Annotated in this window: 19 protein-coding genes; 5 read left to right on the top strand and 14 right to left on the bottom strand. The window is 60.0% G+C overall.

The window, feature by feature from the left end:
• Positions 1-26 precede the first annotated feature (26 nt).
• Positions 27-197, top strand: a complete 171-nt coding sequence (locus QAZ22_RS27705) for a hypothetical protein (protein ID WP_278204001.1) — start codon at positions 27-29, stop codon at positions 195-197.
• Between the two features lie 9 nt (positions 198-206).
• On the opposite strand, the gene QAZ22_RS27710 is transcribed toward QAZ22_RS27705, so the two are convergent.
• The 4 genes from QAZ22_RS27710 to QAZ22_RS27725 form a co-directional block, all read right to left on the bottom strand.
• A complete protein-coding gene (locus QAZ22_RS27710) occupies positions 207-791 on the bottom strand; it encodes a sigma-70 family RNA polymerase sigma factor (RefSeq protein ID WP_278204002.1) in 585 nt (194 codons plus the stop codon).
• A gap of 109 nt (positions 792-900) precedes the next feature.
• Positions 901-2,187: an Nramp family divalent metal transporter gene (locus QAZ22_RS27715; protein ID WP_278204003.1), complete on the bottom strand. Its 1,287-nt coding sequence runs from the start codon at positions 2,185-2,187 to the stop codon at positions 901-903.
• A 345-nt stretch (positions 2,188-2,532) separates the two neighbouring features.
• Positions 2,533-3,444 carry a hypothetical protein gene (locus tag QAZ22_RS27720; protein ID WP_278204004.1) on the bottom strand — a complete coding sequence of 304 codons (912 nt, stop codon included), beginning with the start codon at positions 3,442-3,444 and terminating at the stop codon, positions 2,533-2,535.
• Between the two features lie 605 nt (positions 3,445-4,049).
• Positions 4,050-5,039, bottom strand: coding sequence for an SDR family oxidoreductase (locus QAZ22_RS27725; protein WP_278207963.1), 990 nt, complete (start codon positions 5,037-5,039; stop codon positions 4,050-4,052).
• Positions 5,040-5,129: 90 nt separating this feature from the next.
• Between QAZ22_RS27725 and QAZ22_RS27730 the strand changes: the two genes are divergently transcribed.
• The 4 genes from QAZ22_RS27730 (at position 5,130) to QAZ22_RS27745 (ending at position 6,941) form a co-directional block, all read left to right on the top strand.
• A complete protein-coding gene (locus QAZ22_RS27730; protein WP_278204005.1) occupies positions 5,130-5,369 on the top strand; it encodes a hypothetical protein in 240 nt (79 codons plus the stop codon).
• Positions 5,366-5,668, top strand: a complete 303-nt coding sequence (locus QAZ22_RS27735; RefSeq protein WP_278204006.1) for a DUF982 domain-containing protein — start codon at positions 5,366-5,368, stop codon at positions 5,666-5,668. The genes QAZ22_RS27730 and QAZ22_RS27735 overlap by 4 nt, the downstream gene beginning before the upstream one ends.
• A gap of 191 nt (positions 5,669-5,859) precedes the next feature.
• On the top strand, positions 5,860-6,381 hold the full coding sequence (locus QAZ22_RS27740) for a ferritin-like domain-containing protein (RefSeq protein ID WP_278204007.1): 522 nt from the start codon (positions 5,860-5,862) through the stop codon (positions 6,379-6,381).
• 185 nt (positions 6,382-6,566) lie between these two features.
• Positions 6,567-6,941: a low affinity iron permease family protein gene (locus tag QAZ22_RS27745; RefSeq protein WP_278204008.1), complete on the top strand. Its 375-nt coding sequence runs from the start codon at positions 6,567-6,569 to the stop codon at positions 6,939-6,941.
• Between the two features lie 90 nt (positions 6,942-7,031).
• Here QAZ22_RS27745 and QAZ22_RS27750 read toward each other — a convergent pair whose 3' ends face one another.
• The 10 genes from QAZ22_RS27750 to QAZ22_RS27795 all read right to left on the bottom strand — a co-directional run bounded on the left by QAZ22_RS27750 (position 7,032) and on the right by QAZ22_RS27795 (position 13,585).
• Positions 7,032-7,271: a hypothetical protein gene (locus QAZ22_RS27750; RefSeq protein ID WP_278204009.1), complete on the bottom strand. Its 240-nt coding sequence runs from the start codon at positions 7,269-7,271 to the stop codon at positions 7,032-7,034.
• Between the two features lie 265 nt (positions 7,272-7,536).
• The gene (locus QAZ22_RS27755) at positions 7,537-7,902 is read right to left on the bottom strand and encodes a PRC-barrel domain-containing protein (RefSeq protein ID WP_278204011.1); all 366 of its coding nucleotides are present in this window, start codon (positions 7,900-7,902) and stop codon (positions 7,537-7,539) included.
• A gap of 124 nt (positions 7,903-8,026) precedes the next feature.
• On the bottom strand, positions 8,027-9,001 hold the full coding sequence (locus QAZ22_RS27760; protein ID WP_278204012.1) for a cation diffusion facilitator family transporter: 975 nt from the start codon (positions 8,999-9,001) through the stop codon (positions 8,027-8,029).
• A gap of 228 nt (positions 9,002-9,229) precedes the next feature.
• A complete protein-coding gene (locus QAZ22_RS27765) occupies positions 9,230-10,096 on the bottom strand; it encodes a DUF3618 domain-containing protein (protein ID WP_278204013.1) in 867 nt (288 codons plus the stop codon).
• Positions 10,093-10,485 carry a phage holin family protein gene (locus QAZ22_RS27770; RefSeq protein ID WP_278204015.1) on the bottom strand — a complete coding sequence of 131 codons (393 nt, stop codon included), beginning with the start codon at positions 10,483-10,485 and terminating at the stop codon, positions 10,093-10,095. The genes QAZ22_RS27765 and QAZ22_RS27770 overlap by 4 nt, the downstream gene beginning before the upstream one ends.
• Positions 10,482-11,084: a hypothetical protein gene (locus QAZ22_RS27775; protein WP_278204017.1), complete on the bottom strand. Its 603-nt coding sequence runs from the start codon at positions 11,082-11,084 to the stop codon at positions 10,482-10,484. Before QAZ22_RS27775 ends, QAZ22_RS27770 begins: the two co-directional genes overlap by 4 nt.
• A 161-nt stretch (positions 11,085-11,245) precedes the next feature.
• A complete protein-coding gene (locus QAZ22_RS27780; protein ID WP_278204019.1) occupies positions 11,246-11,575 on the bottom strand; it encodes a hypothetical protein in 330 nt (109 codons plus the stop codon).
• Between the two features lie 2 nt (positions 11,576-11,577).
• On the bottom strand, positions 11,578-11,937 hold the full coding sequence (locus tag QAZ22_RS27785) for a hypothetical protein (RefSeq protein ID WP_278204020.1): 360 nt from the start codon (positions 11,935-11,937) through the stop codon (positions 11,578-11,580).
• A complete protein-coding gene (locus QAZ22_RS27790; protein ID WP_278204021.1) occupies positions 11,937-13,157 on the bottom strand; it encodes a divalent metal cation transporter in 1,221 nt (406 codons plus the stop codon). The genes QAZ22_RS27785 and QAZ22_RS27790 overlap by 1 nt, the downstream gene beginning before the upstream one ends.
• The gene (locus tag QAZ22_RS27795) at positions 13,154-13,585 is read right to left on the bottom strand and encodes a hypothetical protein (RefSeq protein WP_278204022.1); all 432 of its coding nucleotides are present in this window, start codon (positions 13,583-13,585) and stop codon (positions 13,154-13,156) included. The genes QAZ22_RS27790 and QAZ22_RS27795 overlap by 4 nt, the downstream gene beginning before the upstream one ends.
• Positions 13,586-13,677: the final 92 nt, after the last annotated feature.

Genomic DNA, 13,677 nt, shown 5'->3' on the forward strand with positions numbered 1-13,677 from the left:
GGATACCTGTTTGCTAAGAGAATGCCATGTCTCGTCCGAGCCAGCGCGATTTCGGTCCCCAGGAAAACCTGGACCAAGAGATTGCGTCGCTGCTGAAAGCCATCGAGCAGGAGAAAGTTCCTGATCGCCTCACCAAGCTCGCCATCGAGTTGCAGAATGCGCTGATTCAGAAGCGCCGCTGCAAACTAGAGAGCTGACAACTGCGCTTATCGAAGCTTGTCGGCCCCTCGATCCCAACGGTCTTCCAACAGATGGTCATGCCTTTCGACCAGCGCTTGCGATGAGCTTTCATGCAGAAGTTCCAGAACGCGTGCACGTGCACGGTTGAGGCGGCTCTTCACGGTTCCGATCGCACAATCGCATATCTCAGCCGTTTCTTCATAGCTGACGCCCAGCACACCGATCAGCATCAATACCTCACGCTGATGTGCGGGAAGCTTCTGGATCGCTCGATAAACTTCCTTGCTTCGAATGGACCAGTCCTGGGAGGCTTCCGAAATCGGCCGGCTGGAGGCACAATCAAGTAGCCCTGGTGCTTCCCTCGCCGCAGCCCTGACCCGCGTGTAGTGGGTGTTGCGCATGATGGTAAAAAGCCAGGACTTCAAACGCGTTCCCGGCTCGAACTTGTCCAGATTGGCAAGCCCTTTAGTCAAGGTTTCCTGCACCAGATCGTCCGCATCGTCGGGCACACGGCAAAAGGTACGAGCAAAGGCACGCAAGGCGGGGATGAGGTCAACGACGGAGATTTCACCCGGTGCACAATCTGGCGCGGCATGACCATTGGGTAACACGGTTCGACCCCAGCAGATAGAGTTGAGGAACATTGATTAGGGAAAATGCGTGACATTGATGATCGTTCCTGTTGGAAACGAACTTGCCCGAAGGCCCTTGCCAGCGCGCCTAGAGGAACCAACTCGCCACCAATCCAATCGAGGCCGCAAAGATTGCCACCGTCGTGATGCCTCCCAAGATATTCGTGCTCCGGCTGTTGACTTGGTCGCCCATAATCCTGCGATTGTTCGTCATCAAAAGAATCAACAGCAGGAGCGGAGGAGTGGAAAAGCCTTGCACGGTGCCAGCCCAGATCAGCGCCTGCATCGGATTGAACCCAAAGAAATTGAGGCCGACCGCGATCAGCGTGAATGCCCCGGTTGCTAGATAGAAGCCCGCCGCATCCTGCGGCTTCGCATTCATGCCGTGCTTCCAGCCCATTGTCTGCGCGAGATCGAAGGCCGCACCGGTTGTCATGACGGGGACGGCCAGAAAACCAACGCCGATCAAACCGGCGGCGAAGATTATGCCTGCCGCATCGCCGGCAAGCGGCCGGAGTGCTTCAGCTGCCTGGGCCGCCGTTTCAATCCGGGTCTGCCCGGCCTTGTGGAGCGTCGATCCGGTTGAAAGAATAATGAAATACATGATCAGGTTGGAAAACGTCATACCGATCAGAATGTCGTGGCGCGATCGGCGCAATTCTTCCGTTGTCGCGCCTTTCCGTTTCTCAAGCGTGGTTCTACCCAGCGCTTTCTCCTCTTCCACCTCCTGGTTGGATTGCCAGGTATAGAGGTAGGCTGAAAGGGTGGTGCCTATGATCGCAACGAGGATCGACAAATACTCGCGGCTGAAGTGTAGCTTTGGCAGGAACGTACCACTCAGCACCTGCATCAGTTCGGGCCGGGCGAGGACAGCCGAGACAACATAAGCGAGCAGCGCCAATGCCAGCACCCGGAATAGATTCCTGAGAAGATCGTAAGAACCGAAGACCTGAAGAGCGAACATGAACGCCGCAATCAAAGCGACAACGATCGGGATCGGTACCGGCACAAACAGGTTGATCGCCGCCGCCATGGCGCCGAGATCCGCCGCAGCTTCAATGGTGTTGCCGATCAGGACACCAATCAGAACAGACCACAGCAGCCATCGCGGATAGAAGTCCGCCATGACCTGGAACAACCCCCGCCCTGATACTTGGCCGAGCTTCGATGATAGGTACACGACCGTGTACATCATCGGCAGTGTCACGGGCGCGGTCCAAAGCAGGTCCGGCCCGAACCTTGCTCCCGCGCTGGCATAGGTTCCGATTGCCGAGCAGTCGTCGTCAGCAGCACCGGCGATCAGCGCCAGGCCAACAGTTCTTCCGATGCCTTTGCTCGTCCGCCTGTCTGCCTCTGTATCGGCTTGCTCGGTCATCACCTGCGCTCGACGCCATCGAAAAGGATCGGCTGAACGTGCGGGTGCCGCCTTTGCTTGCCGGACCGAACTGCCGCATCAAGCGTTTTGTTCCGCCTCGACCGTATCCGGACGACGAAAACGGAAGCGCTATGCGGCGAGCGCGGGAAGCGCGTCGTGACGAAACAGATTTTCCGGCGACGCCTTGGCGCTGGCCCGACCGGACATATTCACCTGTCGTCGCGCCATAATCTCGACGGCAAGCGGAATACTGCTGGCGATCCTCAGTTGGGAATTGCTTTGGAGGAAGATCGGAGCGGCCCGGCATTTCGAGCCACTGCAGACAGCCAAGCTCTGGCGTGGTTGTCAGCCGCGAACGAACCGCGCTTCGTCTTCATCGCGCTGCTTGCCGCCGAGCACGGCCGCGATACTTGCGATAAAAGCACCCACGATCATCGACAGGGCTCCGACCAGCGCAAAAGTGGCGCTTGCCTTCCTGGCCGTGTCGGCGACCGCCTTCGCCTTGTTCTTGGCATCTTCCATGCCCGCGAGGACACTGTCGACGCGCTTCTCTGCATCGGCCTGCGAAAGCCCGGCGCGAGAGGCGACAAGTTTCGCAAGATAGGTCTTGTCCTCGACCGAGACTTCGCCCCTGGCGGCGCTCGCTACCAGAATGCGCGATGCCTGTGCGGTCACACCGGCATCGTTCTGCCCAGCCGGAGCAACCGTGCTGGTATCGGCCGGACGGAACAGCGTATCGACGAAGTAGCCCAGAGTGTTGCCGTCGGTCGTGCCGCTTGCGGCATTTGTGGCTGCAGACGTAGCGCCTGCCGCCGCGCCTGAAGCGACGTTGGACGCTGCCTGAACCCCTGCACCCACTGTTGCCGACAGAGCGGAGCCAAGGACGCCGGCAACCAGCAGCGTTGCTAGCGCCCAGGCAAGGAAGCCATGAGCCGTGTCGCGAAAATAGACTTCGTCGTCATGAATGCCGACCCATTTTGTGCGCAGGCGGCCGGCGAGATAGCCGCCGAGGCCGGACGAGAGCCACTGCACGACGACCAGCCAAACCGCAGCCGAAACAGCGAAAGTGGTGGCCGAGGCGCTTGCACCCGTCCAAGGTGAAACCATGGTCAGCCCCAGGCCGGAGCCGATGAGCATCAGGATCACCGTCAGCGTGGAAGCAGCGAAAGCCCCCGCCACGATTGGGCCCCAGCTTACGGCGGACAACGAAGATTCCCTTGCCCCGGAAACTTCAACATCAGTAACAGGCGAGACCATGGTGAAGCTCCTACCGTGCGAACAACAGCAGGAGGATGATAATCGGAATCGGAACTCCGAGCAGCCAAAGCAATATACCGCGTCCCATAGCGATCTCCTATATTTCGATATGAAATATCAATTCCTGAAACAAGCTTTCGTTCCAACGGTCAAACGACAGAATTTTGAATAGAATGCACTGGATTTATTCATCGAATGCGGCGCACAACTGGGTGCTTTGCTTGCCCATCCATGGTTGGGGAGCCCGGTCAGTCTTATCACTGATCTGCGGCGCCCTAACGTCGGTGCCGCTGCAAGGACCAAACGTCAAAACGGCGTATTAGTTTCACCTTAATGAACTGACGGACTCCAGCGTGGTGACCAGAGCGGCAACTCAGCCCCCCTCTGCCGCCACAGTTGCAAGGCCCACAAGCCTGCCGCTCGCTGTCCGAAATCGCGGACAGCGTGGCGAACCGAGATCTAATACCGATTGAGTCGGATTGTTCCGAATTCTACGTCGGCGCCTGCCCCCGGACGCCGGCCCCCCGGCCACAGGCATGTCTCTATTGCGCGATTGGAGATCACTGCAGGTTGTCCGCAGCCTTGCCGCTCCTTCCGGGTCGTGTTCAGTAACCCCCGATGATCGGCAGGATCTCGCCGGTGATGTAGCTGGAGCATTGCGGCGAGGCTAGAAACACATAGGCCGGCGCGATCTCCTCCGGCTGCGCGGGCCGTTTCATCGGCGTCTGGGCGCCGAATCGCGAAACGTCCTCGGACTCCTTCTCCGACGGGTTGAGCGGAGTCCATACCGGGCCTGGCGCCACCGCGTTGACGCGGATGCCCCTGCCGATGAGGCTGCCGGAGAGCGCCCGGGTGAAGGCGTGGATGCCGCCCTTGGTCATCGAATAGTCGACCAGCTCCTTCGAGCCCTCGATGCCGGTGACGGAGCCGGTGTTGACGATCGCCGAGCCCGGCTTCATGTGCGGCACCGCTTCCTGCGCCATGTGGAAGTAGCCGTAGAGATTGGTTTTCAGCGTGGTGTCGAAATGCTGCTCGGTGAGGTCGGCGAAATCGGTCGAGTGCACCTGGAAGGCGGCGTTGTTGACCAGCACGTCGATCCTGCCGAAGGTCTTAACCGTCTGCTCAACCACCTTGCGACAAAAGTTTCTTCTGGCGACGTCGCCGCGAAGAATGATGCAGCGCCTGCCTTCGGCCTCGACCGCGGCTTTCGTCGTCTTGGCGTCGCGATCCTCGCTGAGGTAGACGATGGCGACATCGGCGCCTTCGCGCGCGAAGAGCACGGCCACCGCGCGGCCGATGCCGGAATCGCCGCCGGTGATCAGCGCCACCTTGCCCTCCAGCTTGCCCGAGCCCAGCCAGAACGGCGCGTCATAGAGCGGTGCCGGGTCGATCGCCCATTCCTCTCCGGGCTTCGGATGATGCTGCTTCGGGAATGGCGGTACTGGATATTGCCTAGCGCCGGCCTGCATGGCGCCTTGCGATTTGGATTTGCCGTTTGACTTGGCGCGATCGGCCGCATCGACCTTGCGCTGCACGCTCCGCTGCCGGCTCGCCGCCTGCTCGGTGGCGGATTTGGCCGGCGAGGCGGATCTCATCAGCGCAGCCGATTTTCTTGCTCTTGCAGATTTCGTCAGCATTGCACTCTCCTTCGATACTCTCGGGACAACGCAGGCGAACGGAAAAAGTTGGCAACGCCGCGCAAGCTGGCGATCCTCGGCTTCCCAAGACGCTCGGCTCGCGCCTCGAACTCGCTTTTGGCTGATTGGACGCAACCGGGCGGCGGCGATTTCGTTATGGCGATCTCATCCATGTGGTGGCACACCATGAAATTCTTCCACACGAACAAAGCGGAGGCCGCCCTGATAGCGGCGCCCTTTACCGGGTTGGCCTGGCCTGCCAGCGAATGGGTTGGTGACGAGGCATGAGCAGTTTCCTGCCGCTCACCATCCGCTTTGTCCATGGTGGCACGATGGTGGTTTCCTCGATTGCCGACGCCAAGAAAGCGCTTGGCGGGACATGGAAGGACAAGGACTCACCAGCCTATCTCAAAGCGGCTCGCTTAGTGGACGACGCAGCCAATGGGATCTGTCGACCTGCAATCGCTTTTGCCGCCTTCAAGAAGGCGGCCACCGATCAGGGCCTGCTGCAGCCTGCCGAACCAAGTGCCGCGCTCGACATGCTGGACCAGCTCTCGTCGCGCAATAGCAAGGGCCCGCCGAGATGACTCCGGCCCGGGCCAGCCCATGCCGAGTTGTCGAACACGACGGTCACAAAATATTTCGTCGGGAACATCGCTTGATCCTGTCAGTTTTGCTGGCTCAGGGAATGGCGAACGCCTTTCTTGAATTCGCTTAGGACAATGGGGCGGGAGCCGCTCCTTTTAGGGAACAGCACCCCCAACCGAAGGAGACGTCGATGGTGAAGAAAAGTTCGTCCGGCGCGGCGAACGGCCTGGAAAGCCTGTTCGTGGATGGCCTGAAAGATATCTACTACGCGGAAAAGAAAATTCTGAAGACGCTGCCGAAGATGGCCAAGGCGGCACAGTCGGAAGAGGTAAGCGCAGCCTTTGAAAAACATCGCAACGAGACGGAAGGCCAGGTCGACCGGCTCGAACAGGTTTTCGAGATGTTGGGCAAGCCGGCGCGGGGCAAGACCTGCCCAGCGATCGACGGCATCATCGAAGAAGGTTCGGAAATCCTCGAGGAGTACAAGGACGCGCCGGCGCTCGACGCAGGCCTTGTGGCGGCCGCCCAGTCGGTCGAGCATTATGAAATAGCGCGCTACGGCACGCTAATCGCCTGGGCGGAGCAACTGGGCCTGAAAGACGCCCTGCCCTTGCTGCGCCAGACCCTCAAGGAAGAATCCGCTACCGACGAGACGCTTACCAAGCTCGGCGAAAGCGGTGCGAACGAGCGGGCCCTGCAGGCGGCCGCGTGAGGTGCCTAGTATACGCTGGCTTTGCATGCCAAAGGCCAAGCTTGCAATGTGGCCCCGGTCTTTCCGCCGGGGCCGTGTTGCGTGACGTCGATGAACGGCACCTGGCGACGCGGACGCCGTCACCGCGTTCATCATTGGCAGCGTGGAGACGCTCCCGCCAGATAGGCGTCTGGACGGAGTTCGGCATGGAACAAGCGTTCAATCGGCTTGCGGAAATTGTCGCTCACGCCGCGGGACGTGCATGGGTCTTCGCACTGTGCTTGGCTTTACTAGTCCTTTGGGGCCTCACCGGTTGGGTTTTCCAGTACTCCGGGACTTGGCAGCTGATCATCAACACCGGCACCACGATCGTGACTTTCCTTATGGTGTTTCTTATCCAAAACACCCAGAACCGCGATGGCGCAGCCATCCAGGGCAAACTCGATGAGCTCATTCGATCGGGCCGTGGCAAAAACGACCTCATCGGCATCGACCACCTTACGGAATCTGAGGTTCAAGAATTCAGGGACAAATTTGCAGAGGCCAAAGCCGCCAGGGAAAGCGTGGCCGCGCGCTCCTAGAACGATATAGCGTTCGACCGTCGAATTCGATCAGAAAGCTGCTTCGCAATTTCCTGGAATGGCCCCTATGGCTCCTTCGGACGGCGGGTCCTACTTGGAGCCTCGATTCTTGTTATGGGCGCTTTCCTGATTCTTGCCGCGAAGGATATTGCGGTCATCTCGATCGACGCGTGTCGCGCCCCTGAGGCTCGATCCCTTCCGCCTTGCCTCGCGCTCCCCAGCCGACCGCTTCAGCTCCGCCTTGGCGTCGAACTTCTTGGGCGCGTTCTTCGTATTCTCACGCTCTTCGATGATGCGCATCTGCTGATCGTGGGTTGTGCGTCCAGTCATTGCCTGCTCCTTTTTGTCGGTAACGGCAATTCGACTCGATCGTTCCGCCATGTGCGCGGGTTTCGGCCGTTCCGGAAGTCTTCACAGGTGCTTAGGCGCCCGCCGGAGTTGGGTGGGGCGAGTTATGCCGCCCAGGCAAAGTCCCGCTCCCTTCGAACGCATTGCCATCTTGCTGTTCGAATGCCGAGTTCTCGGAAGCGGTTATGCGCTTTTCACGGGTCAACCCTTGCCTCGCTTCGGGCTTGTCGAGTTACGACGATGCAACTCATTGCCAGTACGGCTCGACATGCCAGTAGCCGAAGGAGGCTTCTCGAGCCGGCCTTCCGTCGTCGATTGTCAGTTCGTCAATCGAATACGCCGGCGCTGCCTTAAGCTGCTCGACGCTAAACGACACGACATAGGCTCCGCGATTGGGATCGAAATCCAGCAGAGACCAGGGGATCGCATGATACTTCTCGCCGATGCCTAGAAAACCGCCAAACGAAATGACGGCAAACATGATGCCGTTGGCGGTTTTTTCAAGCATCACGTCTTCGATCGTTCCTATGTTTTCTCCAGCCGAATTGTAAACGTTGGTGCCGATCACTCGCGAGGCTCGGATGGCGTTGGTATGTCCACTGGGTGTTGGCATGGCCTGCACTCCTGATTGATTGCGGGTTATGGCACCAAACGGTCGGGCGAAAGGCGATGTTCCAAAAAATAATGTTCCATGGGGTCGGCATGACGAAGCGCATAAACCGGACTCGCGACACGGATCACGAAGCAGGAGGAGCCGGGCGGCCGCTCCATCGCCGGCTCGTCTGTGGCTTCACGAACAGGGTTGTGACTTCCTGACGCTCGGCGGCCAGCCTCGTCTCCAACCGTTCGACGCAATCTTCTATATCGTCGGCATTCGCCGCATCGTGAAATTGCGCGCTGAGCGCGGCCACTACCTGATCCGGCGCCATATGAACCGTAATCACGCCGTTGACTTGCTGAATGACTGGATCCTCCCTTGCCATCCTTAGAATGGCGGCCTCGACAGCTGGCGCTGCGCGCTCTCCGATCAGCAGTCCTTTGCACTCCCGTGCCAAAAACCCAGCGGTCAGCGCGAGCAAAATGCCTATGCATATCGAGCCAGCCCCATCCAGCGTGGGCATCTCAAAGTGTCGCGAGAGCGCAATGCTGACAAAAGCGATGCCAATACCCGCCAATGCCGCACTGTCTTCGAGCAGAACGGTGAAAGTGGACGGATCCTTGCTTCGGCGGAGAGCCTCTAGATAATTGCTTTTGCCTTTGGATGATCTGAAGTTCTTGAAGGCGAGCTGCCAAGAATAGCCTTCGAATATCGCGGAAAGAGCCAGGACAACGAAATTCGCGCCGGCGTTCTCAATGGGTACCGGGGCGAGAATGTGAACCACGCCCTCGTAGAAGGAAACGCCGGCACCGAGCGCAAAGACAAGCAACGCGACGACGAAGCTCCAGAAATAAAGCTCGCGCCCGTGCCCAAGGGGGTGATTCTCATCCGGTGGCTTCGCCGAACGATTGAGGCCGTGCAGAAGCAGCAATTCGTTGCTGGTATCGATTAGCGAGTGCACTCCTTCGCTGACCATTGCAGAACTATTGGTGAATGTAGCAGCAATGAACTTCGATATCGCAATCAGCAGATTGCCGATGAGAGCGGCGTAGATAGTCTTCCTAGACGGATGAGCGATCGCAGGCCGATCCGTGTCATCGTGGGTTTCGGTCACGTTCGGAATTTCCTCAACCGCTGGAGAAATATCGCGATGTTGTAAACGGCATCGCCGTATCGCGAACAAACTTCTACGAACTGATGTTGTTCCGCTTTCGCGGTCCTCAAGCGCTTCGGACCGGTTTGCGACCCATTGGCAACGAGGCCCTATATCGGTGTTGAGAAAGCTATGGCCGAGCCTGCCTAGCCGCGGGCTCGAACTGTCTAGCTTCAGGCGCGTCCTGGACTAGGGCTTGTCCTCCAGGGGCCTTTCGGAACTGGAAAAGTTCCGGCGCACCGCCTCGTCTGTTCTGTCGGCGGTGGACTTGACGACGTCGCTAACTTTGTCGGCCAGCGTGCCTTCGCTCGATGCCTGCCGGCCTGCTTCGTCGCTGGCCGTCTCGTAGGCTTCGGCTGCAACCTGCTTCACTTGGTCGATGCCTTTTTCGAGCACGTCCTCTGCTTTGTCGCGAAGCTGTTCGCTATAGTCGCCGAGCCGCTCGTCCTCGACCTGCGTGCGAGGCATCATGACGCCGATCGCTGCCCCGACAGCGAGGCCGACAGCTGCCACTGCAAGAGGCTGATCCTCCATCAGATGCTGTGCGGAGCGGCTGGCCCTCGATGCCACGTCGGCTGTAGCTGCTGCGGAGTTCGTCAGCGTCTGCGCGGCGCCGCTTGCCATATCGGACATTGTGTCAGCCGCGCTGCCGGCCATTCCTGAAACAGTTACAGCCGCCCCTCCGGCTGCGTCGAAAACCGAGGCCGCGGTGTCCGAGGTCATGGTGTCCATTTCAGCGGCCGATGTACCGTCATGTTGGCTGGGACCGCGACGTGTTGGATAGGCGCGCGCGGCGGCGGTGCCGGAAGTGCCGCTGCCGAGCATCAGCCACGCCAGCCCAGCCCCGATCACCGTCAGCGGCAACGGGTTTTCCCGTACCTGGGTCTTCAGGTTGCGGAGCATCTCTGAGCCTCCGCTGTTGGCAAAAAATCCAGCGAATTCGTCGAAGAGCTGCCCGGGCGTTATCTTGTCCCGAATGGAGTCGGCGGTCGCCACCACCCTGGCACGCGTGGCCTCGGCTTCGCGTTCGAGCTCGGCTGCGGATTTGTCGGTCATCTCGCTTGTTCCTTGATCACGTTCGCATCGCGTTTCAGCTGTTCCTGCGTGCGGTCCGGCGCCAGTTCAGAAGGCGCCATGCTTGCCATCCCGGTCCGCAACAGGAAAACGCCCAGCACAGCCACGATCACCCCGACGAGCAAAGCGGACCATCCGGTACCCAGCCCCAGACGTGCCAGAGCGATGACGAGCGCCTGCAGCAGAACCAGCAGCGCGGCGAGCAAGCATATCGCGCCGCCCAGAACCTCGACGGCGCCGGCTTCGGCCTTGCTCACGTTTTCCGAGATCTCCGCCCGCAGGAGCCTGGCTTCCGTCTGCACGAGCGTGCTCACCTGATGGGCCAGATCACTGACCAGCGTGCCGAGGCTTGGATTGTCCTGATTGCTCATCTTTCCAGCTCCGCTGCCTGACCGGGAACACCGCCGTCGGAGCCCCAATTGGGACGCGTGTTGCCCCGGGGTTCGCCTGCTTTCACACCGGTTCGCCCGGTATTCCCCGACTCGGCCGACCTGTGCCCCTTGGGTGAGGTGGCCTTCATGAACCGTCCGAGCGCAAGTCCTGCCAGCACCGAACCGGCAATCAGCATACCGGGATTCTTGCGGCCGAAGGATTGAACGTCCTCGAGAACCTGCCTGAACGGTTTCTCTCTCAACGATGACGATAGCTCTTCCAGCCCGCCAGCGGCATCCAGCATGAATTTCGAAGCCGATTTTTGATCTTTGTCGGCCAGATGATCGCTTGCCACACGCATGGCGCCGCCGAGTGCCGCCAGGCTCGATCCCACATCGCGTTGCGTCTCTTCAGCTTTTTCCGACAGCGCTTGCTGGGCGTCGGCGGCGTACTGCCCGCTCCTGTGAACCACCTCGTCGCGCGCATCGTGGAGCGCCTCGCCAGCGCTTTGGGTTTCCTTCTGGAGTCGATCGGAAATTTCGTTCTTCGCGTTGGCGAACTCGGCCGGCTCGCGGCCCTGATCATTCTCGCGCTGCATAACGCCTCCTAGTGAAAGCCGAGGAAAGAGAGCACCGCGAGCACAACTACGATGAGACCGATGAGATAGATGACATTGTTCATGACGCAGGTTCCTCCTTGCCTGTCCAACTTCGCGCCAGCCGCTATGTTCCCTCCCGTGATGGGTTTTTTTGTAAGTAGCTACTTACCTCGATCGGCACGTTCGAAGCCGGAAAGCTCGTCATTCGAACAGAGCAGCCGCGGCCGCGTCGGATCGGAAATGTCGAGCTTGTCCCAAGATATGCGGTAGAGGCCTTCGCGGCGGCGCAGCCCGAAGACATCGAGCAACGCGGTGCCGACGGTCGATGCGGATAGGCGTTCGAACGCCGCGAAAATGCCTACATGAAATTCGGTAACGACGAGCTCGTCACCGTCCTGCTCGGCGATGATCTCCTCGAGATAGCCGATGGTCTTGCCGCTTTCCGAGCACACGCGCCGGCCGGCCAGATGTTCGAGGTTCACATTCGCCATCCTCAGGCTCCCGGGATGCGGCCGACGGCGTGATCGCGCAGCCAGTGCTGCCAGGCAAGGATCTTCGTCCTACGCACGTCGATATCGAATTCGATGTCGACGCCGATATCGCGCACCTTGTTCCAGGCGATCCGGTGCGGCCGTGCCTGCCGCTTCCCGCTGAGCTTTGCCGCGAGGCGCGCCGTCCATCGACCAAGTCGGGTGCCAAGCCTTCGGGCCAGGGCAATCGAGCCGAGCTCGACCGCAATGACCCTCGGCGGCTTGCCCTGCCTCAGCTCGGCAACCAGTCCATCCACCTTGCCGACCTTGACCTGCTCGCGGTCGACCACCTGCTTATCCAGGATGTCGCGCAGCAACTGCATCAGCTGCCTCCTAATATCTGAAGGGGAATGGTAACAACGGCCAACACGAAGCCGAGAGCGATGACGAAGACGACGGCGGCATTTGAGATAAGGCCGTTGCGGTGCTGGTCGACGTAGCGTTCATCATTGAGCAGGAAGAGAAAAGGAACCACCGTCAGCGGAAGACTGGCCGCGGTCAACGCCATCGAGAAGATGGTGAGCCTCAGCGGATCGACACCAAGGGCTATCGGAACGGCGGCAAGGAAGAGCGTAACAGTGTAGACGAGGCTGAAACCGGGATCGTCCCGCGGCCTCAGGTTCTCGCCCCACGTCCAGCCGAAACCCTGCGCGACGAGATAGGCCTGTTGCAGGGCCACTTCGAGAGCGGCTCCAAAACAGGCGATGCCCAGCGAAGCGACGAAAAGCACAAAACCCCAGAAACCGAATGTCTGAATAAGCATCAGCGGGAGCTGGTTGTAATCGTCCACCTGATTCACGCCATGGGCGCCGAGCACAAGCGCGGCCACGATCAGCACGGCCACGGAAATTGTTCCTCCGAAGCTCATGCCGAGACCGGCAATCGCGCGATTGGTACCGAGATAGCTCTTGTCCCATTGATCCTCGATCGCGCCCGAGGAATAGAACATGAAAAGGTAGGGTGAAATGGAAGCGCCGAGGATGCTGACGGCCATGAACCAGTAGTTTGCCGTATCGTGCTGCGGCAAACTGGGCACGGCACCAATAGCCACTTGCTTCCATTCGGGCTGGAGCATCACCGCCGCGGCGATGAAGCAGAGCGTGACCAGGCCAAGCATCGATACCCCTTTCTCGATGAGACCGAACGTGCCTTTCCACAGCAGCAGCCAGGCGAGGAACGCCGCCGGCAGCGCCCACCATTGAAAGCTGATACCCGTGGCAAGCTCGGCGGCGACGGCAACCCCGCCTATTTCGGCTGAGAGCACCATGAAATTGACCAGCAAGACTGCAAGCAACGGCCAAAGGAAAGCGCTGAAACCGAAGCGTTCGCGAATTCCGTCAGCGATGGTGTGATGGCTGACGGCGGCGAAGCGGCCGGCCATCTCGACCAGGAAGATGATGCAGATTGTGCCAAGTACGACCGACCATATCAACTGGAAGCCGAACAACGCGCCGGCCTGGGCCGACGTCGCCATCGAGCCAACCTCCAGGAAGCCGCCGACGCTGGTCACCACACCAAGTGAAATTTCCAGCAGCTTCTTCATTGCTGCGACGCGAGATATTGGCGATAGGCTGTGACGAGATCCGCCTGCGCGGCGCGAAGGTCTTGCCGCGCCTGGCTGGCTTGGGCCTGCTGTTCAGCCTTAACCGCGCGCTCGACCCCGGTCGCTGCGATCGACAGCCGGCCGACCGCCGCCTTCACTGCATCCCGCCTCCCGGTGTCGGACGAGGAGGCCGATTGAACTTGCCGGCCGGCGTCGCCGAGTGTGCCGGCAAAGGATTGCAAGGCCGCCGACGCGTAGTGCGACGGTGCGGCGCCGGAGAGCCAGGAGTCGGTCACCAATACCGCCGCCTCCGCCGTCGAGGCGGCAAGCTTCGATTGCTGTTCGATGGTATCCGACGAGGAGCAGGAAGCAAGTGCCAGTGCAAGCACCTGCAAGGAAGTCAGATTCCGCCAGGCAATGCTGCCCAATGCTTTCCCCTCGCTGCTGCCGTTCGAACATGAAGATAAGGCAGCGCCAATCGGAAAGTTCCGCAGCGAAGTCCAGTTGCGCGACCCAGCCC

The sequence above is a fragment of the Mesorhizobium sp. WSM4906 genome, assembly GCF_029674625.1.
Classification (GTDB): Bacteria; Pseudomonadota; Alphaproteobacteria; order Rhizobiales; family Rhizobiaceae; genus Mesorhizobium.